Source organism: Yoonia sediminilitoris, assembly GCF_003058085.1.
Lineage (GTDB): Bacteria > Pseudomonadota > Alphaproteobacteria > Rhodobacterales > Rhodobacteraceae > Yoonia > Yoonia sediminilitoris.
The window spans coordinates 5,368-31,019 of sequence record NZ_QBUD01000023.1 but is presented as its reverse complement, the minus strand read 5'-3'; the positions used below and the strand labels follow the sequence as shown (position 1 = coordinate 31,019).

At 55.0% G+C, this 25,652-nt stretch carries 18 protein-coding genes and 5 pseudogenes; 18 read left to right on the top strand and 5 right to left on the bottom strand.

Annotated elements, in window-relative coordinates:
* Positions 1-89 precede the first annotated feature (89 nt).
* Positions 90-1,370 (bottom strand): annotated as a pseudogene (gene tnpC / locus C8N45_RS21870) (IS66 family transposase); the annotation flags it as partial.
* Between the two features lie 712 nt (positions 1,371-2,082).
* Here tnpC and C8N45_RS21865 point away from each other — a divergent pair.
* From C8N45_RS21865 to C8N45_RS21830, 8 genes are all read left to right on the top strand, one after another.
* Positions 2,083-3,900 carry a S8 family serine peptidase gene (locus C8N45_RS21865; RefSeq protein ID WP_168769561.1) on the top strand — a complete coding sequence of 606 codons (1,818 nt, stop codon included), beginning with the start codon at positions 2,083-2,085 and terminating at the stop codon, positions 3,898-3,900.
* Between the two features lie 341 nt (positions 3,901-4,241).
* Positions 4,242-5,174, top strand: a complete 933-nt coding sequence (locus C8N45_RS21860) for a GNAT family N-acetyltransferase (protein ID WP_108388989.1) — start codon at positions 4,242-4,244, stop codon at positions 5,172-5,174.
* Between the two features lie 275 nt (positions 5,175-5,449).
* Positions 5,450-5,572, top strand: coding sequence for a hypothetical protein (locus tag C8N45_RS23980; protein ID WP_258793371.1), 123 nt, complete (start codon positions 5,450-5,452; stop codon positions 5,570-5,572).
* Positions 5,573-6,092: 520 nt separating this feature from the next.
* Entirely contained in the window at positions 6,093-6,890 is a 798-nt protein-coding gene (locus C8N45_RS21850) for a hypothetical protein (protein ID WP_108388987.1), read from the top strand.
* A gap of 201 nt (positions 6,891-7,091) precedes the next feature.
* Positions 7,092-8,129: an SH3 domain-containing protein gene (locus C8N45_RS21845; protein WP_108388985.1), complete on the top strand. Its 1,038-nt coding sequence runs from the start codon at positions 7,092-7,094 to the stop codon at positions 8,127-8,129.
* A 37-nt stretch (positions 8,130-8,166) separates the two neighbouring features.
* On the top strand, positions 8,167-8,487 hold the full coding sequence (locus C8N45_RS21840; RefSeq protein ID WP_108388983.1) for a hypothetical protein: 321 nt from the start codon (positions 8,167-8,169) through the stop codon (positions 8,485-8,487).
* Positions 8,488-8,805 carry a hypothetical protein gene (locus C8N45_RS21835; RefSeq protein WP_245882809.1) on the top strand — a complete coding sequence of 106 codons (318 nt, stop codon included), beginning with the start codon at positions 8,488-8,490 and terminating at the stop codon, positions 8,803-8,805.
* 4 nt (positions 8,806-8,809) lie between these two features.
* Positions 8,810-9,508, top strand: a complete 699-nt coding sequence (locus C8N45_RS21830; protein WP_245882807.1) for a heparan-alpha-glucosaminide N-acetyltransferase — start codon at positions 8,810-8,812, stop codon at positions 9,506-9,508.
* Here the strand turns inward: C8N45_RS21830 and C8N45_RS24190 are convergent.
* Positions 9,505-9,879, bottom strand: coding sequence for a hypothetical protein (locus C8N45_RS24190; protein WP_168769559.1), 375 nt, complete (start codon positions 9,877-9,879; stop codon positions 9,505-9,507). The two genes, C8N45_RS21830 and C8N45_RS24190, sit on opposite strands and share 4 nt — an antisense overlap.
* 26 nt (positions 9,880-9,905) lie before the next feature.
* Positions 9,906-10,100 (bottom strand): annotated as a pseudogene (locus C8N45_RS21820) (IS3 family transposase); the annotation flags it as partial.
* A gap of 167 nt (positions 10,101-10,267) precedes the next feature.
* Between C8N45_RS21820 and C8N45_RS21815 the strand changes: the two are divergent.
* From C8N45_RS21815 to C8N45_RS21765, 10 genes and pseudogenes are all read left to right on the top strand, one after another.
* A complete protein-coding gene (locus tag C8N45_RS21815) occupies positions 10,268-10,657 on the top strand; it encodes a hypothetical protein (RefSeq protein ID WP_133176035.1) in 390 nt (129 codons plus the stop codon).
* 168 nt (positions 10,658-10,825) lie between these two features.
* Positions 10,826-11,068, top strand: a pseudogene (locus C8N45_RS21810) (transposase); the annotation flags it as partial.
* 347 nt (positions 11,069-11,415) lie between these two features.
* Complete coding sequence (gene glgB / locus C8N45_RS21805; protein WP_108388977.1) at positions 11,416-13,575, top strand: 1,4-alpha-glucan branching protein GlgB; 2,160 nt, start codon at positions 11,416-11,418, stop codon at positions 13,573-13,575.
* A 76-nt stretch (positions 13,576-13,651) separates the two neighbouring features.
* Entirely contained in the window at positions 13,652-16,018 is a 2,367-nt protein-coding gene (gene gghA / locus C8N45_RS21800; protein WP_108388975.1) for a glucosylglycerol hydrolase, read from the top strand.
* A gap of 208 nt (positions 16,019-16,226) precedes the next feature.
* Positions 16,227-16,427, top strand: a pseudogene (locus tag C8N45_RS21795) (transposase); the annotation flags it as partial.
* A 510-nt stretch (positions 16,428-16,937) separates the two neighbouring features.
* Complete coding sequence (locus tag C8N45_RS21790) at positions 16,938-17,291, top strand: hypothetical protein (protein WP_108388993.1); 354 nt, start codon at positions 16,938-16,940, stop codon at positions 17,289-17,291.
* A 900-nt stretch (positions 17,292-18,191) separates the two neighbouring features.
* Positions 18,192-19,391: an N-acetyltransferase DgcN family protein gene (locus tag C8N45_RS21780; RefSeq protein ID WP_108388971.1), complete on the top strand. Its 1,200-nt coding sequence runs from the start codon at positions 18,192-18,194 to the stop codon at positions 19,389-19,391.
* Entirely contained in the window at positions 19,388-20,509 is a 1,122-nt protein-coding gene (locus C8N45_RS21775) for an alanine/ornithine racemase family PLP-dependent enzyme (RefSeq protein WP_108388969.1), read from the top strand. The genes C8N45_RS21780 and C8N45_RS21775 overlap by 4 nt, the downstream gene beginning before the upstream one ends.
* 48 nt (positions 20,510-20,557) lie before the next feature.
* Positions 20,558-20,749 carry a hypothetical protein gene (locus C8N45_RS23070; protein ID WP_114427879.1) on the top strand — a complete coding sequence of 64 codons (192 nt, stop codon included), beginning with the start codon at positions 20,558-20,560 and terminating at the stop codon, positions 20,747-20,749.
* A 774-nt stretch (positions 20,750-21,523) separates the two neighbouring features.
* Positions 21,524-22,586, top strand: a pseudogene (locus tag C8N45_RS21765) (IS256 family transposase); the annotation flags it as partial.
* Positions 22,587-22,702: 116 nt separating this feature from the next.
* Here C8N45_RS21765 and C8N45_RS21760 read toward each other — a convergent pair.
* Positions 22,703-23,533, bottom strand: coding sequence for a transferrin-binding protein-like solute binding protein (locus tag C8N45_RS21760; RefSeq protein ID WP_168769557.1), 831 nt, complete (start codon positions 23,531-23,533; stop codon positions 22,703-22,705).
* A gap of 2 nt (positions 23,534-23,535) precedes the next feature.
* On the bottom strand, positions 23,536-25,652 hold a 2,117-nt coding region (locus tag C8N45_RS21755), incomplete at its 5' end, for a calcium-binding protein (RefSeq protein WP_281259224.1).

Below are 25,652 nucleotides of genomic sequence, written 5' to 3'. Positions count from 1 at the left end.
GCGGTCATCGTTATACCAATGTATGTGCGCGAGGTTTTCGAACCTTAGGCGAGTGGAGGTAAGCATTCTCGAGTCCCAATCATCAGAAGTTAGCTGTAAGCGGTGTTCCGATCACGCGGTTTGTGCGTAGTGCAAGGCAGGAGTTCACCGATCTGGCTTTGCCGATGCCCATTCACGATGGCGGTGAGAGTCCAGGTCAGGTAGCTGTGCGGCTCGATTCCATTTAGTTTGCAGGTTTCTATGAGGGAGGCCAGGACGGCCCAGTTTTGGGCCCCGGCATCGTGACCGGCGAATAGGCTGTTCTTGCGACCGACGGCGATGGGCCGGATGGTGCGTTCGACGGTGTTGTTGTCCATCTCGATCCGTCCGTCGGTGAGGAACAGGATCAGCCCGTCCCGGTATTTTGCGATGTATTTGAGCGCCTCGCCAGTTGGGGATTTGGCTGAGACCTACGCTCTGGCCTGTTCCAGCCAGTTCTTGAAGTTTGCGACCATCGGAGCGGATTTGTCTTGCCGGACGGCCAGCCTCTGGGATGCAGGCAAGCTGCGGATTTGTGTCTCGACGCGATAAAGAGCCGTGATCTGCCTGAGCCCTTCCTGCGCAATCGGCGCTGCGCTGTTTTTGGTCAGCTCGAACAGCTTGCGACGGGCATGCGCCCAGCAGTAGGCGAGCCGGATCTTGACTTGCCGTTTTGGGTCAATCACCCGGTTGTAGCCGGTATAGCCATCGACCTGAAGGATGCCGTCAAAGCCCTTCAGAATATCCACCGCATGTTTGCCAGATCGCCCCGGCGCATATGTGAACGCCACGCCGGGTGGATCACCTCCATTCCATGGTCGGTCATCTCGGGCCAGGGCCCAGAAGTATCCCTTCTTCAACTTGCCCTTGCCGGGGTCGAGCACCGGAGCGACCGTTTCATCCATGAAGACCTTGGTGGATCTCTTTAGGTCGGCCATCAGAGCGTCGTAAACGGGGGCCAGTTCATAAGCGGCCTTGCCCACCCATGCCGCCAGTGTGGAGCGATCGAGATCGACACCCTGCCGCGCATAGATTTGAGCTTGTCGATACAGCGGCAGATGATCCGCGAACTTGGCAACGATGACACTGGCGACCGTCGCCTCGGTCGGCAGGCCGCTCTCGATCAGGCGTGAGACTGCGGGGGCCTGAACGACGCCACTCTCACAGGACCGGCAGGCATACTTTGGACGGCGGGTGACGATCACACGGAACTGGGCCGGGATGATATCTAGCCGCTCGCTGGTATCTTCGCCGATCACATGCCGATCACAGCCACAATCGCATGTCGTGCTCTCGGGCGTGATGATTTCTTCGACACGGGGCAAGTGTTTGGGCAACGCGCCCCGGTTTGGTATCGACGATACAAAGCGCGCACGTCCGCAGCGACACATCTAATCCAGCATGACCAATAATGCGGGCGACGATCCGGCGGACGAGTTCCTGAACTGAAAAGACGACAGCCGGAGAAGGCCGCAAGAATTCCGGGCCGGTTCAATCGACGCACAGTATCGCAAGGCTCTGAAGCCAAACACCGTATCGTCACAACCCATCGCTAAGGGCGATGACGAGGAACAATTGCAGGCGAGATAGACAGTGGGCTCTAGACCTCTGAACAGCACTGTGCGTCGCTTCCAGTTTCTGATCGTGAGCAGACACTGGCTCAAAGCAGGGCAATGACCGGGATGCGGACTATCTGGACACTCAAAAGCACCAGCAAAGAAAATGCTTTCTGAGCCTGCTCGCCAAGTTGAGTCTTAAGTTGCTAATTTGTAGGAACGGCAGCTATTGTTGCGGTACAAAGGTTGATGACGGGAAAAAGGCGAAAAGCTTGGCGGGCAAGAAACACCGAAAAGTTGGTGTCCGATACCGGAGCACCGACCTGGCAGAGCCGAATTTGAATTCTTACGACGGCATCCCGGTAGCTCTTCAACAAACTGTTTCAAGAAATTCTCTATGCGGGTCAGCGGCTCCCCGATTAGCATGAAGGAATCAGATAGGAACACTGGAGACGAGAAAGTGAAAAGGACGGCTAGCCAATTCGCACATGTCGTGGTTTCGGCTTGTATGCTGGCTGGAGCAGCCGCAGCACAGGGCGTAGAGACACAAAACTACATCGTAATGTTAAACGGCCAAGCTGCCAGCGGTCCGGCGGATGTTGCAACCGAAGTTTCGCAGCGTTTCGGTGGCGATGTCGGTTTTGTCTACCGTGCCGTCGGCGGTTTTTCTATCTCGCTTCCTGCTGGGGCGGCGGCGGTGCTGTCATCAGACCCTCGCATATCGATTGTTGCGCCCGAGGGCGTGCGACAAATTGTGCAGCAGACGATACCCACAGGGCTTGATCGGACACTGGCCTCCACCAACGCCTCGCTTAATATTGATGGGGTCGACGATTTGCGTGTTGACGTGGATGTGGCCGTACTCGATTCCGGCATCGACCGTCAGCACACCGACTTGGACGTTTTCGACGGCGTGAACTGTCTGGTGAACATCGGCAATAGACGCAGACCAAACTATGTTTGCTCGCAGTCGGGGGAAGACGGCGACGACGATGAAGGGCATGGCACGCATGTTGCCGGAACCATCGGCGCGCTCGATAACGGACAAGACGTAGTGGGCATGGCGCCTGGAGCGCGGCTTTGGGCCGTCAAGGTCTGCAACAACCAAGGACAATGCCCCGACTCGGTTGTTATCGCGGGGATCGATTGGGTCATTCAGAACGCTGGCGCCGAAGTCGAGGTTATGAATATGAGCCTCACGGGTCCTGTTGTCGATCCTGCCAACGACCCTTATGAGCAAGCGGTTAATGCCGCGGTCGATGCTGGCATTGTCGTGGTGGTCGCTGCCGGCAACAATGGCGCCGACGCCGCAGGCTATACACCCGCGCGCGTGCCACGCGCGATTACTGTATCAGCCATCGCCGACTATGACGGGTTGCCGGGCGGCGCTGGCGGCAACTTGTGTTCTCTGGGCGGACCCTTCGGGTATTCTGGCCCTGATGACGAATTGGCCAGTTTCTCGAACTACGGTTCAGTAATCGACGTCGCGGCACCCGGCGTGTGCATCCTTTCGACCAAGAACGGCGGCGGCATAGAACTAAACCTCGGCACTTCGATGGCGGCACCTCATGTCGCCGGAGCAGCAGCCGTAATCGCAAGTGGGTACGGCGCACCGCTCACGGCCGAAGATGTCGCCGCAATTGAAATCGAACTTCTATATTCAGATTATGGCACGGATTATGTCGACATCTCGCCCGATGGGATCAAAGAACCACTCCTTAGAAACACGCTTGCGGCAGCGACTATCTCAGGCACGTCAGGTCCTGACCTGACACCGCCGACACCCGTTATTTCATCTACGTCTGGTGACACAACGAGCCAGACCTCCGTGCCATTCACAATCGACTTCGGCGAACCGATTAACGGCTTTGTAGATGAGGACATCCAGGTGGCAAACGGCGTTATCTCTTCTTTTACGGGTAGCGACGGCGACAGCGTCTATGACTTGACTGTGAATTTCTCACCGGTGGCCAACGGCACAATAATGACGGTCGACATTTCTTCAGGTGCCGCCGAAGACCTGGCCCAAAACCAGTCTCTCGCGGCGGCTCAGTTCTCGATTACTTATCAGGAACCGGTCTCGGGGAGCATTAACCTTTACGCATCGGGTTACAAGCTTCGCGGCACAAAGTACGCCGATCTCACCTGGGATGGCGCATTGGGCATTGAGGTTGACATTTACCGTGACGGCTCATTGATTACGACCGAGCCCAACAACGGCGCATATTCAGACCCCATCGGCGGCAAAGGTGGCGGGACATACCTCTATGAAGCGTGCGAGGCGGGAACGTCGACTTGCTCAAACAGCGTAGCGGTAGTCTTCTAGTAAAAGACTGCGCGAATTGCTGAACGAAATCCCCGGTCACCCTCGCCGCGGGCTGGGGTGTCGCTCCCATCAGCGCAATACCATGTTCACTTTTGCGGAATGAAAGTGGGAGAGTACTCCGATGTCGACGTTCGATTTGGGCTTATTCTGTTGAAAAACTCTGATATCGGTCATTCGAGTCTAATCTAGCAGAACAGTATACCGGTTCTGTACGATTTCATCGGCATTTATCAGTATATTTCGGTTAGAGAAGACCAGTTTTCTGATTTTGAAAATTTGCAGATGCAGCAAAGATTTTTCCAACAGTATCGGGACCTTGCCGCCTTTCGCTGCGTGGCAGCATGCAGGAACTCAATGAGCCCCTGCTTCGCGGAGTTAGGCGCCATTTCTTACATCTCGTCAGAAACCACTCAGTAGGCTACCCTTGGAGTATGGAAGCAAAGCCTTCAGTATCATCGCCAAGTTCTAAGCGTCTCGAGTTCTCGCGTTTCACAGAGCAAGATGCTCCAGCATTTGCTCATGTCCTGTCCGATCCGGAAGTGACACGGAGCATCATGGCAAAAGCTACGACGCCAGAGCAGTGTCTGGAATGCGCCCGTCAGCGGATCGCATGGCACAATTCCACGTGGGATACCTTGGGATATGGTGTCTGGGCGCTCCGCGATGGGCTTTCGGAGGGTGCTCCGCCAGGGCCGGTCATCGGGTGGTGCGGACTGATCTCGACGTCGCACGGCCCTACACCAGAGATCCTTTACGGGTTTTCGCGACCCTTCTGGGGCGGCGGTCTGGCAACGGAAGCGGCATCGGCAATGATCGAATGGGCTTTTGATGAAAATATCTGTGACGAGATCGACGCCGTAATCTTCGGGCCACTCAACCCCGGCTCTTCTGCGGTTGCCCTGAAACTCGGTATGACGCACAGCGGCACGATGCGCTTCGACGAGTTCCTGCCTGATCAGCAATTGGGACGAGATGTGCTGGACTACGAGATCTGGAGGCTGCAGGATGGTGTCTGCCTAGATTTCAGGTCACTTCTTTTTCAGGCACCGTTCAAATCCGGTCTGCTCGTGAGTGCTGGCGTCGCGGACGAGACCGATACGCTGGCGGCTTTGCTCGCCGGTGCGAAACAGCACCCTGATCGAGCTGATGTCGCCGAGGCAGAAATCAACGCGATGGTCGGCGACTCATTCAGGCGAGGTTTGAAAGAGTGCGACCTTGACGTCTACCATGTTTCCCGAACGAACTGGGCAGCGGGCCGGGTCAGCCGAATTTGAAACGATTAGTCCATGATCAACTAGTCCGCTTCGGGCTCGTGCCAGTCATTCGCTGTAGGTTACTCAAAGGTCGTCTCTGGGCCGATCCTTACGGGGCTGGCGGCACCTGACAGTCAAAATGCTGCGACCGATCTGACGGCGGCTGAACACGACAATCCTGGCCGAATATCAAAGGCTGACGACAGTGAAGTCCGGGCAACTTTGTATGCTGCCGCCAACGCTTTGCTCACGCGAACCGAGACCGGGTCCAGATAAAACCTTGGGGAATGGGCCTGATGCGCACCAAAGGTCGTCGTCGCGCAGTTGTCGCGGTCGCACGCAAACTCGCCGTCTTGATCCACCGGATGTGGACAGATGGCACTGAATTCCGTCAGGATCAGGTGGGAGTCATGGCATGAACTAAAACGCCACCCACCCAATCCGAACGGGGTCGTCCCTCACCGGAGAGGTTCGTGGAAGAAGCCGAAAATGTCTGTTGCGCAACCAGAAGCGCGTCTCAGAGCAAGGCTCTCCACTGCCGATCCCACATATGCTTGCGGCGGTGCCATCATGGCATCAACCAGATTGCGAAGAAAAGCGTGACCCGGATGAGTGACCTTGACCTAAAAGAAAGAAGGAAAATGAGCTTGACCCAAACACCCAATTAGAGAAGCGGACTTTCAAGCCGCGGCTCAGCGGGGACAATTGTCAGCCTAAGCCGGACCTTGCTCTGCAGCGTGTTGAAATTTGTTGCGGGTTCGAAATTGAGATGAGGCTCTCAGGTCCATGACGCAATTGGCATCTTCTAAATTTCTCGAGAGCCTATGGCTTTGCAGATTGAGGCAGCGACCGAAATTTCCTGCTCGCGCGGCCAGAAACCCTCTCGGTTGCTCGTGTTCAAAACTTGGCTAAGCTGTTGTGGAGGGGGACGTATCACTCATGTCAAAATTCAATGAGATGACGCGCTGGTCAAACCTTGCTCGCTTGGCGGGTGGCAGAACTGCAAAGTTGACGATTGCTGCTCCTTTTGCTGCCTTCATCATCCTGCACAACGAACCATTGCAGCCATTTCTGGAGATGTCCGAGAACTGGCATCCAAATCCAATCCTCGAGTCGCTTGCGCTAGCACGTTTCGATATCTTCTATCTCGGCCTTGTGGTGATCGGGATCGCCGTTGCGCTCTTCTCCCTTTTTAGTCCACTCCAGATTACATCACACGAAGGATATAACGGGTTCATTTCTTTGAAAGAAAGAACCAAGACGAACAACGCAATCGAAGGCAGCCTGCGCCTGACGCTGGAGGAGTACTCGCGCTGCTCGCGGGGCACTGATCTTTCGGTGGATACTAGCGAGCGTCGTTTCCGCTTTCCCAAGCGATTTCGCGAAGGCCTATGGAGCTTGCTTGTCGGACTTTCTCGGGCCACCAAGAAGCAAGGCAACGGTGTAGAAGGCCACTATAGTCCGAAGGAGATCTTGGCGGGCCTCACTGCGGAGGGTCCCAATCGCGCGGATTGGTGGGAAACCGTTCATGAGCTCTTGCCAGATTTTTCGATTGATATCTTCCGACTTGAGTTCGTCCACGCAGATTATGCCTCTCCAATCATGCGGGCGATCGTGTTCTGGGTGCTGATTCTTGGAATTCTTATTGTGTTTCTGCCGACAGTGATCACAACGTACCTCGTGCTCTCCGACCTTGTGCAATTGGTGAAACCGCCAGGATCAGCTGGCGGTGCGTAGCGTGTCCTAACTGATAGAAAGTAAAGAATAATTGGGGCTATGGCGCAGCTCAAACTGCCGGTCATTGAGTCTGCACGCGGGCATTACTGTCCAATGAACAGCTGAGCAACTGGACACCCGCGATAGCCAAATTTTCTTGACCGGTTGCTCACTTTCCCTACCTTGAGAGCATATCTTAAAGGATTTCGATGGGGGGATTTGATGAAACGCATTCTGCATACTGTTGCCTTTACGCTTTGCATGGTCGGCACAGTCGCTTCAGCAGACGAGGTTCGTGAGGTCACCGTCAGCTTTGCAGCGGGGACCACAGGCACCACGTTGAGTGACACGATCATCGGTTACGATTCAGTTCTCTACAGTGTTGGCGCAGAAGCAGGCCAGACCATGAGTGTCCGTATGGATGCCTCAAATCTCGCGACCTATTTCAATGTCTATGAGCCTGGTCGCGGTCCTGGTGACGAAGCATTGGTCGTTGGACAGTTCACAGATCCACCAAATGCCTGGACCGGTACGCTCGGACTATCGGGTGAGTATACGATTTCGGTGTATATGATGCGCAGCGCTGCACGTCGAAACGAACAATCGAACTTCACGATGGATATCTCGGTCACCGGCGCGACGGGCGCCGTTGTTCAGGGCGACTTCGCTGACGGGCTTGCCGGTGGGCCGGACTTCTTTGCCGTGGCCGTTGCGGGCGGCGGGTCGCTCAATCTTCGCAGCGCACCTTCAACCGGCGCGTCGACCGTTGCTCGGCTATCCAACGGTCAAAACGTCCGCAACCTTGGCTGCCGCATGGCCGAAGGGCGACGCTGGTGTAATGTCGCCACATTAGCCGACCCGGGTGATGTCGGATGGGCGGCCGGAGATTTTCTCGTCGAAGGCACAGGTGCCGCGGTCCAATTGCCCGCGACCGTGCCTAACAGTGGAGCAGGCGGAGAGCGTGTCAGCTTTGCGCCCGGTACCTCTGGTGCGGAATTAACTGGAACGCTCGCGCCCGGAGACAGCCGGCGCTATCTGATTGGCGCGAACAACGGGCAGAACCTCTATGTGCGCGTCGCACCACAAGGCCCGCCAATCAGCTATCAGATTTTCAACCCGGATGGGTCATTCCTGGTCGACCAGATGACGAGCAATCGCGAATACCGTGGCCAGCTGTGGCAGTCGGGCGATCACGTGATTGAAGTGATCAACCGGACCAATGCTTCCGCCAACTACAATATTATTATCGGTATAGACTAACCAAACCAAAAACAGACTGAGGGGAGACTTAACTATCATGAGTACTGCATTCAAAATTTCCGTCGCTGCATTTGGCCTTGTCGCGCTCGGCGCTTGCGTTGAAGAAAGTGCACCCATGGCTACCAGCGCACCTACTGTCAGCGCACCTACTGTCGGAAGTTCGACCGACGTGACATCGTTCGAAGGTGCTCGGGCAGGCCAGGCTGAGGGTGGCCTGATGAATCTGGGGTATTCTCCCATCCGGTCTGAAGGGCTGACGACATGGTGGTTCAATGCATCAACCGGTGCCTGTGCGCGGATTACAACTGCAGATGGACGCTACTCTGACGTGACCATGCTGCCAGCGGAGGATTGCTAGATGTCTATTTCAGTCATGACAGTTCGCCATCTGGCTGTTGTCGGTTTTTCGGCAGCGCTACTTTCCGGTTGTGTGGAGGAGTCAGCAGGCAATGCGTCCTCGGGTGGAATACCTTCCGTTGCAGAACAAGCATGCCTCAGGGACGTGACAGGGGTCACCAACAACGCAGACGTTGTGCTGCTTGGGTCAACTTTTTCTCAAGCCGGCACAGAAGTGATTGTTGGCGTTGGCCCACAGCGGGCGCGATGGAGTTGCATCGGTTACAGCGACGGTACAACTGCGGGCATCACATCGCTCACCAACGAAGGTACGCTCTGACCCCGTGAGCGGCGCTCGCGTTCAAATTGTCGATCAGGGTCGTACGATTGCCCTGATCGGCATGATTGTTTTTCACTTCGCGCGGGACCTCGAGATGTTCGGCATCTGGCCAGCCGGGGTCACCTCGTCTGGTATGTGGTACTATCTTGCACGTCTAGTCGCCGGCAGTTTTCTTTTTCTGGCTGGCGTTAGTCTTGTTCTGGGACACAGGGAAACGACTAACTGGCCGGCATTCTGGCCAAGGCTGGTCAAGATCGTGGTGGCTGCCCTGCTGATAACTGTCGTCACCTACATCGGATTTCCTGAAGTTTTCATCTACTTCGGCATCCTTCATAGCATCGCCGTGTGTAGCCTTATTGGGCTTATGTTCTTGCGCCTGCCAGCGATCTTTGCGGCGGTGGCGGCTGTTGGCGTCGTTAAGTTGCACCAGTCAGGCTTTCATCCCCTGAATTCCGTATGGTGGGGCTTCACCGGTATAAGCACTAAGGTCCGTCCCGCTCTTGACTATCTCCCACTCGTGCCTTGGCTGGCACCTTTCCTCGCAGGGATCGCCATTGGCAAAATCTGGCAGCCTCGGGCAACAATGACGGGTAATTTCCAATGGTGTCTGGGCTGGGCAGGTAGGCACAGCCTCGCGGTATACCTTATCCACCAGCCAGTGTTGTTCGGGTTGATCTGGATTTGGGTGTTTGTCAGCGGCTAGTCGTTTCTCCGGCGCACCGTGACCAGACAATCGCTGTGGCGTGGGTGCAAAGCAGGCAGATCGCGTCCCATGACATTAATCGCGCCGACATGCCGTAATGCCCCGCTATGGGCGACCCGCTGCCCTTCCTGCGTCCGGCGCTGGCCATGACCGCTTGCCACGCAGCGCCAATTCTCCCCGCCATCGCTGGCGGCAAACTGGGGAGGATTCAGCTGGTCCTGCCGACCGGCCTGTGGCGTGATCTGTGACTGGCCTGCGGCAGTGGCGACGGGGTCCGAGTCACTTGATCCGGTTTGGCCCGAAGGCGTTGTGTGGCTCTGGCTGATCGGCGTCGGGTTTTTCGCCACAGTGAGCCATATGATGATGGCCAATGCACTGTCGCTGGCGCCTTCGGCTAGTAGTTTTCCAGCAGAACGCGGTTCTTCATGGTTTGGTGCCAGCGTTCGATTTTGCCTTGGTCCGGGGGGGGGAACGGTGCTCCACGAACGTGATCCATTTTTTGCCCCTCAAGCCATTCGGCCAGATCGCCGGAGATGTAGCAGGTGCCATTATCGTTGAGCAGACGTGGCTTGTGGCGCACGACAGCTTGATCGTGTCTGTTAGACGTAGTTCATGCGTTCAAAGACGCATAGAGTGATTTTAATCTGATGGGACCGAGAGCAGCCGTTTGCGTCTCCGCATCTCATATTGCGCTTGAAACCCGGATAATTCATTGTTGTACTTGCGTATTAAAATTTTCTTACAAACAAAGGCTATCAAATGAAGAACAGTATTTTTCTCGGATTAGCAGCTCTCGCGCTTGCCGGATGCATGCAAGACACTGGGACGACGGACGCACCGACAACCCGTTCTTTCATGACCCAGGAAGGTTTGCTTGCGACCATTCCGGGTGCGACGCTCTATGGTGTGTCGTCACAGGACAATGAAACCGAATGGCAACAGACCTATAGCGCCGGGGGAACCAACGGGACCATCGAAGTGATTTGGGATGGAGAACCGTCGACGTCGAAGTGGTTTGTGGACGGTGACCAATGGTGCGAAGACTGGGGCACGGACAGTGCCTGCTTCCGTCTTGTCAAGGTAAGCGATAACGAGCTGGTCGCTTTCAGAAGTGGCAAGCAGATAAGGAATTCTTGGTTCATCAAGTGACAGACCAAGTGATTTCATGATGGCGGCCTGCGGCCAAACCCACGCGCTTTAGCCGGCGCGTGGTCATTGACACCGTCTCGGATTGTCTGACGTCAGCACCAATGGGACAGTTTAGGGTGAATAGATAAGAGAGGGTTTCTGGCACATCGTAACAACCTTGGAATGGAGATGAGACAGAAACCCGGAACCAAACAGAGCCACGGCGAGAAGATTGTCAAAGACATCCGTCGTGCCACACGCAAACAGTATTCGGCCGAAGAGAAAATCAGGATTGTGCTGGACGGCCTGAAGGGTGAGGACAGCATTGCCGAACTGTGCCGCCATGAGGGCATTGCCGAGAGCCTGTATTAAAGTTGGTCGAAAGAATTCCTTGAAGCTGGCAAGCGTCGTCTTTCTGGCGATACTGCCCGTCATCCTAGGCAGCTCTGAGAGTCGCGTAGAGCCTATCTCTGCCAGTGCGCCCGATACCGCATCCAGTAGTCCGGCCAGAATGCGGGGCATCGCGGCGTTGAGCGCCTTCGCTGTCAGCGTTTTCCAGACTTTGATATCGGCGTGGCTATGAGGTCTTCTTTCGGTCCTAACTGGCATTGGCCAAGAATTGCGCGGACAATAGTTCTGCCATCGCCCCTAAATCGGTCTAGATGCACAAATACTGTGCGATTAGCCCTGAGCGTGTTGATGTCCAGCCAGCAGTTCCTAACGTTAAAACTATGACCAAAACTAAAAAATCGTTAGAAGCCAAAGCATCTCTAGATCTCATGCAGGGTTTGATGAATGGAAACACAGCAGATCCGTTCACAGTTTTAGGACCCCATGACAAGGGTGGAGAACGGCATGTAACAACGCTGATGCCTGGAGCCCAAAAGCTCAAAGCCAGGTTGGACATCAACGGCAGTGAGTACGAATTAAATTCAATCTCACCTTCAGAAGGTCTCTTTTCTGGCCCCGTGGAAGGCGATGGCTCTTACAAACTTGTTGCCACATCTGAGGCTGGCGATACTTGGACATATGATGACCCATATAGCTTCGCGCCAGTCCTTGGAGAGATGGACGAATACCTGATGGGCGAGGGTAAACACTACAAGCTTTGGAAAACTCTTGGAGCGCACGTCATACGTCATGAGGGCACCGAAGGTACCCATTTTGCAGTATGGGCGCCCAATGCACGCCGTGTTTCGGTCGTCGGCAGCTTTAATCTGTGGGATGGTCGCAGACATCTGATGCGCAGGCGCGGAGCGACGGGCGTTTGGGAAATTTTCATTCCCGGCATTGCCGAAGGCGAAGCATATAAGTTTGAGATTGTGAATGCGCAGGGCGAACTGCAACCCCTGAAGGCTGATCCCGTTGGGTTTGGCTCGCAGCACCCTCCTAGAAATGCATCAGTGGTGCGCGACATCAGAGGCTACGGTTGGTCCGACAGTGACTGGATGAAATCCCGTGCGGCCCGCAACGTACGTACCGCACCAATTTCAGTTTACGAGGTGCATCTTGCGTCTTGGCGGCGAAAGACCGACGGGCGTGCGATTTCCTACAAGGAAGCAGCCAAAGAGCTAGTGGACTATGCGTCCGAGATGGGATTCACCCATATTGAACTGATGCCCATCAGTGAATATCCCTTTGACGGATCATGGGGATATCAACCCGTTGGACTTTATGCACCAACCGTTCGACATGGCCCACCACATGAATTTCGAGATCTTGTTGACGCGGCCCACAACAAGGGGATGGGTGTGCTGCTCGATTGGGTTCCAGGGCATTTCCCTACCGACGCGCACGGCCTAGGCCAATTCGATGGCACAGCTCTCTATGAACATGGTGATCCGCGCGAAGGGTTTCATCAGGATTGGAACACACTGATTTTCAACTACGGCCGGACCGAGGTCAAAAATTACCTTGTTTCCAACGCACTTTATTGGCTTGAGGAATATCATGCGGATGGTCTCCGCGTAGATGCTGTGGCCTCAATGCTATACCGCGATTATTCGCGCAAAGCCGGTGAATGGGTGCCCAACAAAGATGGCGGACGTGAGAATTACGAAGCCATTGCGATGATGCAGGAATTGAATGCAGCCACTTATGGCGCGCATCCCGGCATCATGACAGTCGCCGAAGAAAGCACCGCTTATCCGGGTGTATCCGCGCCAGTCGACCAGAATGGTCTTGGGTTTGGTTTCAAGTGGAACATGGGCTGGATGAACGACACGCTTGAATACATGAGGCAGGATCCGGTGCACCGCAAATACCACCATGATGAGATGACTTTTGGAATAACTTATGCGTTTTCCGAAAATTTCATTCTTCCGATAAGCCATGACGAAGTCGTCCACGGCAAAGGCTCGATGCTGAGCAAGATGCCCGGCCAAACTGACGAAAAGTTCGCGAACCTGCGCGCCTACTATGGGTTCATGTGGGGACAACCCGGCAAGAAGCTATTGTTCATGGGACAGGAATTTGCCCAGAAAGCAGAGTGGAACCACGATACCGAACTGGACTGGGCCGCACTTGATGATCATCGCCATGGCGGGGTCAAGCGGCTGGTGCGTGATCTGAATACGCTTTATCGCGCGGTTCCCGCTCTTCACGCTTTGGACTATGACCCCCAGGGCTTTCAGTGGATCGAAGCTAATGATGATACCCGATCCGTGTTCGCGTGGCTGCGTCGCGGAAACGCGGACGAACCCAATGTTGTCGTCATCAGCAACATGACACCGGTCGAACAGCCCGGTTACCGGATTGGTCTGCCTTTTGCCGGTGATTGGCGCGAAGCGCTGAACACGGATGCTGAAATCTATGGCGGTGGCGGACGCGGCAACATGGGCAAGGTCACAGCAGAACCGGCACGCAGTCATGGTCAGGCCGCCAGCGCTGAAGTCTACCTACCGCCACTTTCGACGATCTTTCTCGTTCAAGATCGCTGACCACTGGTCCAAATTGCACATTGGCCGAGGTCAAACTTGGCTGACCAATTCAAAAGAACTTAAATACGGTGACGCAATGCCCCTCAGGGACAGAATCAAATTCGATACGACGACAGCCGCTGCCGAGGCAGAGGCAGCGCGACAGGCCTATGCTACTGCGACAACAACGTTTGCTGCCGAGCAAGTAATTGCACGAAACCTTGGTGGACGTGTCGAAGGCGACACCGCAGTCTTTGGTTTCTGGACCCCTGAACTCTTGGATGAGCGCGTGCCACAAGGCGATATATTTCTGGAAGTATTGTCGCCTACGACCCCAGTTGATTTGACTGTTTCCCATCAAGACCTCGTCTTTGAACGCGCTTGGATACCGGTTGTGCGTGAGGGCGCGCATTGCTTTACCGCAGTCACCGGGTTGCGCGCCGGTACACGCGATACAATTGGCGATTTCTATGCCCTGTCTTGGCGCGATGCGCATGGCAACTGGCAACGCATCCTGGATCCGCTCGCCATGTCGCTGCCATTTGGTGCAATGGCACCGGCAGAATTATATGATGTGCAGGCGATGCAGGCGAACCGCAAGGACGCGGACTACTATGCGTTGCTCAAAAAAGACGCGCCGCACAAATTTGATCCATCAATCAACATCCTGCAGATCCATGTGCCGACAGCGACCGCAGGCGGCACGCTGGCAAGCCTGACCCGTCACTATCAGCGTATCGATGATCGGGTGACAAAAGACTTGCCACTGGAACCCGCAGATCAGCTCTTTCTGGGGTATGACGCCGTCCAGCTTCTCCCATTGGAACCAACGACGGTTTACGAAACAGGTCCAGATTTCTGGCAAGAGGCCGACGCCACAAACGAGCAGTTGAGCGTCTCAGCCTTACGTCCCGACACCACGAACTGGGGCTACGACGTTGTGATTGCTGGCATGTCGACAGTGAACCCGGTGCTTTTGGAAACGGGGCGGCCCGATGAGCTGATTGATCTTGCTGCGGTTCTGCATAACTTTCCGTCAAAGGCGAAAAAGCTGATCTTCGATGTGGTTTTCGGGCACTCCGATAATCAGGGGCTTCGTGCTCTGAACAATCATTTTTTTGCGGGTCCGAACATGTACGGGCAAAATCTTGACTACCAGAATCCTTCTGTCAGGGCGATCCTTCTGGAAATGCAGCGGCGCAAGGTCAATTTTGGTGCCGATGGCGTGCGTGTCGACGGAGCTCAGGACTTCAAATGGTGGGACAACGCCCATCAAACCTTGCGGCACGATGACGACTATCTGCAATCCATGGCAGATGTCGTCCAAGATGTTGCCGGTACCCAATATCGGCCTTGGTTCATATTCGAAGACGGGCGGCCGTGGCCGGATGAAGACTGGGAACTAAGCTCAACTTATCGCGCCGTCGTCGAAAACCAGCGTGATGATGATGTCTTTCAATGGGGCCCGCTGACGTTCGCCCATAATACGCCGTTTCTCTATACATTCTGGTTGTCGAAATTCTGGCGTATTCGCGAGATTATTGAAAATGGTGCGAATTGGATTTCTGGGACATCGAACCACGATACTCTTCGGCGCGGTACGCAAGTCAGCCCGAAGCTGAACGTCAATACGCGCTTGGGCGGCACACGTATGGAGATCCTCGACAAAGCCTATGACAATCCGGCTGTGCATGTGCTGACCTATGTCGCAATGCCTGGTGTTCCAATGGATTTCCTGAACGCCATGGCACGCTCTTCCTGGGGGTTCATTCGCAATCAAGATGACCAATATGGGGTCAAGGTTGTCGCAGAAGAAGCTATCAGTCTCAAATGGCAAGTTGATGAATACAGTTACCTTGTCCCCGCAAACTTTCGACGACTTAAGGAACTGGGGTTCGAAACACGCGAAGAGCTTGTGCGCTTTATGGATTTCCTGCCAGCGTTGGTCGAGGTCACAGACTATGATCTTGACGAAATCGCCCGACTTCTGAGCGTCGCAGAACCGCCTTTGGCGGGGCCGGATTTTACCGTCGCCAGCCTGAAGGTGATTGCACGGGCCTGGATGGATGACATGCACGAATATTGCAATATTTCCAATGCATTGTCTTCATTGGACCCTGCGCAGATCCAGTTCTGCCATGCCACGCGTGAATTCCGACGCGAACGCCCTTGGCTAGCCAATAACTACGGGCCCAAGGATCAATTTGACTATATCCATCCGATCAACGGACGCACGGTATTCGCATCACTGCGCCATGGCCCTGACGGCGAGCAGGTCTTCTCTGTCGCTCATCTCGAGGGAAAGCCGACCGAAGAGCTGGAGCCTTTGTCACTACCCGTGCCAGGTATTGAGGGCAAGAACTGGCGTCTCGTCCTGCGTACGCCATCAATCGGCGACGAATATGTCGGGGGGCCAATCGTCCTAAAAGATTCGATGGCGCTCATCTACGTTCGTTCACCGTAGCCATTACTTATCCCAACAGTGACGCGACGTCGGCAGGTGCTGCCTGATTTCTGTCTGATAATTTTGCACGCGATGAACGCCAACTGTTAGCTCGCCGCTACTTTTTCTGCGTCGTAAGGCATCTGTCAAATTGGGTTTTGTTGAAAAACTCTTCCTTGAGCGAGGCCGAAGAAGCTGATTCAATTGGTCCTGCGGGGAGGGATTTGGGATGTTGGGACCAACGCAGGAAGCACAGGCGGCGCTGTTCTATGAGTTCTCGTTGGAAGACCACGTTCCACAAGATCATCTTCTGCGTTCGATTGACCGGTTCGTCGATCTGAGCGACATCCGCCAGTATCTGTCCGAGTTTTACAGCCACACAGGCCGCCCATCGATTGATCCTGAGCTGCTGATCCGGACGCTTTTGGTGGCTTCGAGCCCAAAGCGACCGATGCTGCGTTTCACGTGAATGTCGGCTCTCGGCAGTCATACAACGAGGTGACATTACTGTTGAACAGATTGCTAGAAGGCTTGCCAATCACCTTCCCTCGAAGGGCATGGGCGGTCTAAAAACGGAACTCAGTCTTCTAACGTTGTAATCCCTACGCCAAGTGACTACTTCACTACTACAAAGGTTGTGGTCTTCTGCGGCTAGGGCGCATCGCCTGCTGGAGCGAACTACAACCTTCTATCATGAAAATTCAGCTGTCACGTCTTGTAGCAAGGATCTGATGTTTGGGAAGGCTGCCGATGTTAACGCGCACGATCGATCAGCCGACGCGGTGGATTGATCCGTTTTGGCGGCCGGATACGCTCGTGAATAGCGACCAGATATGAACAGCGCCCTGTCGACTAAATCGACTTGGAAACGGCCCTGACGCAAGATCTTGTCCGCGCAAAATACAGTGAGGCGGCGCTTTCTCCGTCAAAGGATCAAAAAATGACTTTTCCGGAATGGACGAAACCCAGCATCTACGGTGCTTTGGGTGGCGCGATCGCGGTTTCTTTCCTCGGCTTTACGTGGGGTGGCTGGATAACGAGCGGCAACGCCCAGACAATGGCGAAGAACCTAGCAGCTGATGAAGTTACGTTGGCAATGGTGCCAGTATGCCTCAACATGTCAGCCACTGATCCACAACGCACTGCGAAACTTGCAATTCTTCAGGATGTCTCTCGTTATAGCCGCCGCAATGCGATGATGGAAACAGGTTGGGCGACCCATCCAGGTTCAGACACGCCAAACCGCGACCTTGCAGACGCCTGTCTCGCGGGGCTTATGTTGGATGGATCATAATTCAAAATCAACGCTGCAATTGCCTCAAACAGCTTGCGGGACACGATTGTTGGCAGACGCCCGAATGATTTGGGTCTTTTGCGTCGGTCCTATCTTCGCTCTGCTTGTGTTTGCAATGCCTGTATTCGCTCAATCCATGCCCGAAAACGCCAGCGCAAAGCGCTATGGTGACGGATGGGAATGCAACGTCGGGTATAGGCTCAGTGGCGATGACTGTGCAGCTGTCACGGCGCCGGAAAACGCATACGAAACGAACCTCACTTATGGACCCGGATGGGAATGTCTTCATGGCTTTCGCATGTTGGAGGAAGCCTCTTGTGTCGCAGTGGTTGTCCCTGATGGCGGGTTTCTAGACCCTTCGGGCGAACGCTGGCACTGCTTGCGCGGCTTTCTAAAAGTCGATGATTCATGCCAAGAGGTTATCGTGCCCGAAAACGGCTTCCTGGTGGACGCGTCATTTGGGGCCGCGTGGGAGTGCGCACGTGGTTTTGAGCAAACGGGCGACCTATGCACACCTGTTGCGGTTCCAATCAACGCATATTTGAACGGATCTCGCTATGGCCAACCATGGACATGCGAACGTGGGTTTTTTGAACAGGACGGTCGGTGCGAGCCAGTTGTAATACCAATCCACGCATATTTTGACGATTCAACATACGGCAAGGGATGGAAATGCGAGAGGGGATATGCAGCCTCTAGTACGAGCTGCGAAGCGATAGTCATCCCCGCAAACGCCCATCTGGATAGGTCTGGAAACCGTTGGGAATGCAACAGAAATTTTCAAAAGTCCAAAGGCCTGTGCGTTCTCAGTAACTAAGTACTTGGCACGAAAGCTACGGCTTCAACGCGTGATGGCGACCACAGCGTTACCTTCAACGTGACCAACAAAAGGAAAATATTATGAACACCGAATTTCCAACGGTAGACTCCACCCGTCGTCCTGTCAGAGGTGCGCAAGCGCCGCCGCTAACGCGTGACGCCCTAACACCACCGACATCCGTCGCAGAGACGACGTCGCCACCAACGGCGATTGTCTATTGCGAGGGCAACTTTGCCAAAATTGATGGCAAAACCGCCAATGGTCTCGTGCGTCATTCACAGGCCTACAGGATACTTTCTGTCATCGATAGCGGCCACAAAGGCAACGACAGTGGTCAGGTTCTTGATAACGCAATGAACCACATACCGATTTTCGAAAACTTGAATGCTGCTGTCGTCAATGAAACTGTTATCCCCGACACCTTCATCTATGGTATGGCACCCTCTACAGGACGGCTTTCGACTGCTGATCGTGACGTAGTTCTGATTGCGATCAATCTTGGCATGAACATCGTCAGTGGCTTGCATGAATATCTGAGTGACGACGCCGAAATTGCCGATGCAGCGTTTGAACGAAACGTCACTATCCGCGACATTCGCAAACCAAAGTCCAGCAAAGACATGCGATTGTTCGATGGCAGTGTCGCAACTGTTGATGCGCTCCGAATTGCTGTTCTTGGTACCGACTGCGCCATTGGAAAACGCACGACAGCCACGGTTTTGGCGCGTGCATTGAACGCAAAAGGCATCAAGACGGTGCTTGTTGGCACGGGCCAAACAGGTTTGATGCAGGGCGCAAAATATGGTGTGGCCATGGACGCTGTACCACCGCAATTTTGCTGTGGCGAACTAGAGGGCGCGATTGTTGCAGCCTCCGAGGCAGAGCAACCTGATGTCATTTTGATCGAAGGCCAAGGTGCTTTAAGTCATCCGGCGTTCTGTACGTCCGCCTTTATCTTGCGCGGCAGCCAACCGGACGCCGTCATCCTTCAGCACGCGCCAAAACGCACACATCGATGTGATTTCCCGAACATGCTAATGCCCACGCCTGCAAGCGAAATTGCGTTGATCGAGGCATTTGCTGATACCAATGTTATCGGCGTCACACTTAATCACGAGGACATGTCAGAAGCCGAGATCACAGATGCAATCACAACGCAAAGAGAAAGACTTGGACTACCCGTCACTGACGCACTCAGCCGACCAGCGGCACATTTGTTGGCCATGGTTGTTGCTGCCTATCCCGGCTTGCAGCAAGGGACACCCGTGGCCGCGATATGAGCAGCCCCCGCATAGAAGTCGATGTGAGCAAGGTACGTCACAACACGAGAACTATCGTTGGGCGCTTGAATGCACGAGGTATCTCTGTAACTGGGGTGACCAAGGCGGTTTGTGGGCATCCAATCATCGCCAGGGCCATGCTTGACAGTGGCGTTGCGGGCCTTGCAGAGGCACGGTTAAGCAATGTGCAGAGGTTACGCAAAGCTGGGGTTACATGTCCGATCACCTTCATCCGCACCCCAATGCTAAGCCAAGCCGATGATGTCGTGCGAGTCTGTGAGGCAAGCTACAACACGGAGATGACTGTGATCGCGGCCCTGGCCGCTGCAGCAATCCGTCAAAACAAGGTTCACGGCGTGATCCTGATGGTCGAAATGGGTGACCGACGCGAAGGGATCATGCCAAAAGACCTTGGCGATATTGCACTGCAAGTGGTAAACATGCCCGGTGTTGCGCTGAAAGGTATTGGGGCCAACTTCGCTTGTTTGAGCGGGATAGCGCCGAATGCAGCCAATATGCAAACCCTATCTGCCCTTGCAAATAACGTTGAGGGGCAGTGTGGCCCGTTTCTTCAGACGGTATCGGGCGGCAACTCTGCAAACCTGCCTTGGGCACTAGAGGGAAATGCCACTGGTCGGATCAACGATCTGCGGATCGGCGAAGCAATCCTTTTGGGCAGCGATCCGATCTCTGGAGATCAAATAGGCGGAATGTTTAGGGATGCGTTTACACTGGTCGCCGAAGTTGTTGAGACAGACGTAAATTCGGTGCGCCCATCCCTCAGCTTTGCTGATGCCAAATTGGCAAAACTTTGCCTTGTGCCAAACCCCGGAGACACCACGCGGAGAATACTCGCCATTGGGCATCAGGACACAGACATTCTTGGGCTTTCAATGCCTGATGGAAATGTACTTATCGGCGCAACAAGCGATCATATTGTTATTGGCACCAAACATGCGACGCTGCGCGTCGGGTCGGAAATGCGGTTTCAGATGAAGTACAGCGCGTTGATGCGTGCCATGGCCGCCCCCGACGTCGAAATCAAACTGCTGCATGACGGGGCCACACGGCATCGGCGCGGTATCCAGGGCACAGGCGGGCATCTCGGATTGGTATGAAACACGGCAACTAGACATTCGGATATTAACCCATCGAGGAGAATAACATTGGCCAAGCTAACAAAAACAAGCGCGTTCAAAGCGCAAGTTCCCAAAGCGGAAACGCAGATGGATAAAACAACACGTATCGTCCGAAAAATGGTCGACGAAGAATCTGAACAGAGGCAAGTCAAGATTAATCGTCTCCGTAACGCGCGCCTCGAAAGGGAACAGAACACGCCAGCAAAAAAGTCGCGGTAGTCCACAAGACAGGCTTACCCAAAACGGTTGCGACGCGACAACACTATTGCTGCCTGCTCCTTTTCAAGATTCAGTAGCGCCACCAAAAGCTCCAGGGAATTACCCATGTCGAACTCAGACGAGAGCGAAACAAAAATTCACTATATCTGTCAGACATATGTCGAGCAGAACTCCGCGAATGACGGGCAAGCAAGCCTGAAGATTGGCAAGCAATTTCAATATTCAACAGCGTCAGAGGCCCAGAGCAGAGCCGAACGGGAAGCCCAGTCCGAGAATTGCGCTGGTGCTGATGCTTATATATAGTCAGTGAGGGCCCGAACAGTGGCGAAGTCGGGACACCAAGTTTTCTAGTGAGGCTTGGCAGTGTTCCGGACTTTGATGATTTCTAGAGTTTCACATTTATCCTCGGCTTAGCCCAAAACATACTTTTTTTTGTGCGTATAAAAGGTTGCTCCATATCGAGGGGCTGTGCTCATTAGAAAAGCAGCCTTTGGCGCAGCGGCAGCGAAAGCCCGCAATGTCCGCAGACTACTACTTCCACGATATCTGGATCATGCACCTGCAGCGAATGGCCGGTCTAGTGGGCCGCACTGCAGCGCAGGGACCTGATAGCCAATGGCCGCAATTGGCCGCGAGCGTAGAGGTGCCAAGCTTGGGTCATCGCTCAGACCGCCGCAGCGCCGCAAGTCCGTTTTGAGCCCCGATTGCTGGGCGGTGGGCGGATAGCGACTTTGGTGCAATTGCGTCCTTAGCGCTGCGTCCTGTTTGCCACTGGAAGGCAACGACACGCCAGCGGGGCAAACCAATCGCCGTAACGGCGCATCGGGGACGGTTCTGAAGGGTCAAGACGGGAAAATGCAGATTGCGGTTCCGCGCGACCGGGACGGCAACTTCGAGCAGGAGTTGGTTAAGAAGGGCCAGACCCGGATCGACGGCATGGACGACAAGATCGTCGGGCTCTACGCCGCCGGGCTGAGTGTCCGCGATATCCGCGCCCATCTTGAAGAGGTCTATGGGCTGAAGGTCTCGCCCGATCTGATCAGCCGTGTGACCGATGCCGTGCTCGACGAGGTCCGCGAATGGCAAAGCCGGGCGCTGGACCGGATGTATCCGATCGTGATCTTCGACGCGCTCAGGGTGAAGATCCGCGATAGCCGACAGCCGCACCGTCAAAAACAAGGCCGTTTACGTGGGCCCTGGGCGTCAGTCGCGACGGCAGCCGCGAGGTGCTGGGCCTGTGGATTGCCGAGAACGAAGGGGCAAAGTTCTGGCTCTCGGTGATGAACGAACGCAAGAACCGCGGACTGCAGGATGTGTTCATCGCCGTCGTGGATGGGCTCAAGGGCTTCCCTGAGGCCATCACCGCTGCTTTCCCCGAGGCCATGGTGCAGACCTGCATCGTGGATCTGGTGCGCCATGGCCTGAACTTCTGCTCCTGGAAGGACCAAAAGGTGGTGGCCGCCGACCTGCGCCGGATTTACAGCGCCCCGACCGCCGAAGCAGCTGAGACAGAGCTGGATGCTTTCGGGGAAAAATGGGCCGGTAAATACGCCTTCATCGCCCCGGCCTGGCGCAGAGCATGGGCCGAGGTGGTCCCGTTCTTCGCCTCCGACCCGGCGATCCGCAAGATCATCTACACCACGAATGCCATCGAAAACCTGAACCGGGTGATCCGGAAATCGATCAAAACGCGCGGGTCATTCCCAACTGACGAGGCAGCAACCAAGTTGATCTACCTCGCGATCCGCAACTTCGAAAAAGATGGCCGTAACGTCCGGGAATGGTTTGCAGCCCGGAATCAGTTCGCCATATGTTCGGCGAGTGCTTCGACGCTTGAGTATCTGATACTGCATGGGCCGGGGCTGATACACAAAGTTCAGGACACTCCCGCTGGACTTTCATTTTACGCGCCTTCGCCAGGTCGGCGGTTTATCTGTTACCACCCGGACGCATTCAATTCGCGACAAAGCTGCCTTGTAAAGAAAGCGACCCTTCGTCCTGCGTGTCATCGATCACGAATACGCCGCCAATCTCGTCTGCGCGCGGTCCGTAAAAGCCCCCGGATGTCGTCACAACTTCGGATCCACTCAGCGTAGTGGTAATTTGCGTGCTGGTCAGCGTCGCCGTGCCACCCGTAAAACCGCCGTTCGCGATCATGGCATTGTCAATCTGGATACGCGCGACGTTCGTCACGTCGGCTGGATCGCCCGGGCCACTTCTGGTGCCGTTGAGGTCCGCGAAAGTGATATCCACGTCGCCGCCGCCATCTTGAAAAGTGGCCGCGGCCTGGGTGGACCCACGCAACTCGTAAAGTGCGCTTCCGTCAATAATCACGATTTGGCTGCTGCCTGCGTAGGACACGGAGCCAGAAACCGGCAAGTCGCGCGCTTCTGTGGAAACCCCAACGACGCCCACAGTTGGATTGCCCACAAATGGCTCTGCGGTGTACATCGCCACAAAACTTGTGTCGCCATCTTCCAGCGTAATGGTGCCACCTCCGTCGAGCGTGACAGTTTTCCGCGCAGCATCGATACGACCGGCCAGATCACCGAGTGTGAAACTGTTATCGGCGCGGATGAACGTACCTTCACGCAAAGCCACAGTGATCGTTGCCGGGTTTAGCTGATGGCTGACCAGCCCGCTTGTCTGTGTCGATGTCGCGTCCGCGAGATCAACATATCGTGGCAATTGAGAGGGGTCCGCATCGCCGCCGCCGCCGCCGCCGCCCCCGCCACAGGCAACAAGGCTGGACAAAGCAAGAAATGTAAAAGCTGTATTACGCATGATCATATATCCAATGTGAGAAAGTTGTCGGCGGATAGATCAAGCGTCTCTAAGCCGTAGAAGATGATTGTCGTTCCCTGGTCGGTCAGTGTCGCATGGCCGTCGGCGTTATCAACGACGTGGCTGTAGGCATCCGCTGCGCTCATGAAGCCAAAGCCTGATACATCGACGCGGTCGATGCCGACCTGAAAATCAACGCCAATAGCCGATGTGTTGGCGATGTTGTCATAGTCGATATCAAGTCGCGCGATCGTATTCGTGTCTTCCATGACGTTGAACACAAAGACATCGGCGCCACGGCCACCCTGCAAAAGATCATCGCCTTGGCCTGCAATCAGCACATCATTGCCAAACAGAAAATCGCTGATGTCGCCAACCAGTACGTCGTTGCCATCCCCACCAACAAGGAAATCTGCACCAATCCCCCCTCTGATCAGGTCGTTCCCGCCGTCCCCGTCCAGAGCGTTCTTGCCCGACAATGCAACAAGAATGTCGTTGTCCGCGCCACCGCGCAATTGGTTCGCCCCGAAAGCATCAACCAGAATGTCTTGCCCAGAGCCGCCCAAGAGGACGTCATCACCGGTGCCGCCATTCAGGTCATCGTCGCCGCCCAGCCCAGAGAGCTGGTCGTCACCGCCATTCCCGACCAGAACGTTGTTTGTATCGTCACCATTGATGATGTTGGCATCGCTATTGCCGATCGGGTTGTTCCGAAGGGCCTCGAGCGCGCCAAGATCACTTATGTTTGTGCCATTGCCGGCAAGATCATCCCTGAAATCAACACGGGCCGCGCCACTGGCGTCCGTCGTCGGTGCCACCGTGTCATCGCCCGCGTCCAGCGCCGGGTTTGTCGCGTCAGCCTTCAGCGCGATCGTCTGCACCGGACCGCCATTGTCGGCCAGTATCGCGTTTCCAGAGTTATCCAACTGCGCAAACACGTCCACTGCGGTTTCGCCATTGGCACCCGTGATCGACGTATTTACGGTCACGCTTTCGGAAATCTCAATACTGTTGGTACGCGTGTTGTTTCCAAGAAGGATGCTGTTGAACACCGTCGCTATCCCGGCAGGGCGCAGATCATCGCCTGCGAAATTATAAATCCCACCAGCAGCAGCGCCATAATTATTGTTGAATGTGCTGTTAGTGACCTCTAATTCGCCACGGTTGTCGATACCGCCGCCCAGATCGCCTCTATTATTGCTAAACGTACTGTTGCTCACGCCGAGCGCGCCGTAGTTCAAGATGCCACCGCCGTCTACGTCCGCGGAATTACCGACGAAGGTGCTGTTGGTCACATTCATCGTGCCTTGATGGATGTTGATCGCACCGCCGTAATCTGCGTCATTTCCGCTGAATATGCTGTTCGTCACTGTCACACCGGCACCGCCTTGGGCATCACTGTAAATTGCACCACCGGCACCGAAAGCACTATTATAGGAAAACGTGCTGTTCGCGACTTCCAGCGCGCCGAAATTGGAAATTGCACCGCCGGCGTTTCTGACCACATTATTGCTGAGCGTACTGTTCATCAGCAGCAAAGACCCGGCATTACTGATTGCGCCACCATATCCGGTACCCTCATATCCGCCAGTCAAAATCAAACTATCCAGCGTCACAGTATTGCCTGAAAACACTGTCATGACGCGCGATTGACCGCCTGCGTCAATGGCAATGTCGGCCACATCGTCACCGTCAATATCGCCATCAATGGTCACATCACTTCGGAGGAACAGTTCTGACCCGTTCAGCAGAATAGGGCCCATACCCAACAGATTGCTTGCAAAGGTAATTGTATCGGCACCGTCTTGCGCACGGGCGGTGGCCAGCGCCTCGCGAAGGCTGACCAGACCGTCAAACGCATCTCCGTCATCGCTGAGCGTGGTCACAACGAGACCGCTGTCGAAACCGGACACCAGTTCAAGCGCACCCATGTCCGCAAATTGGAAAGCCTCGCCGCCAACGCCAACAAGATCGACACGCACATTGCCCGCCGCATCCAGAACCGGGCCCATCATGGCCTCTGCCGCGTCCAGCGCCGGGTTTGTCGCGTCAGCCTTCAGCGCGATCGTCTGCACCGGACCGCCATTGTCGCCCAGAAGGCCGCCGCCTGTTATTTCGT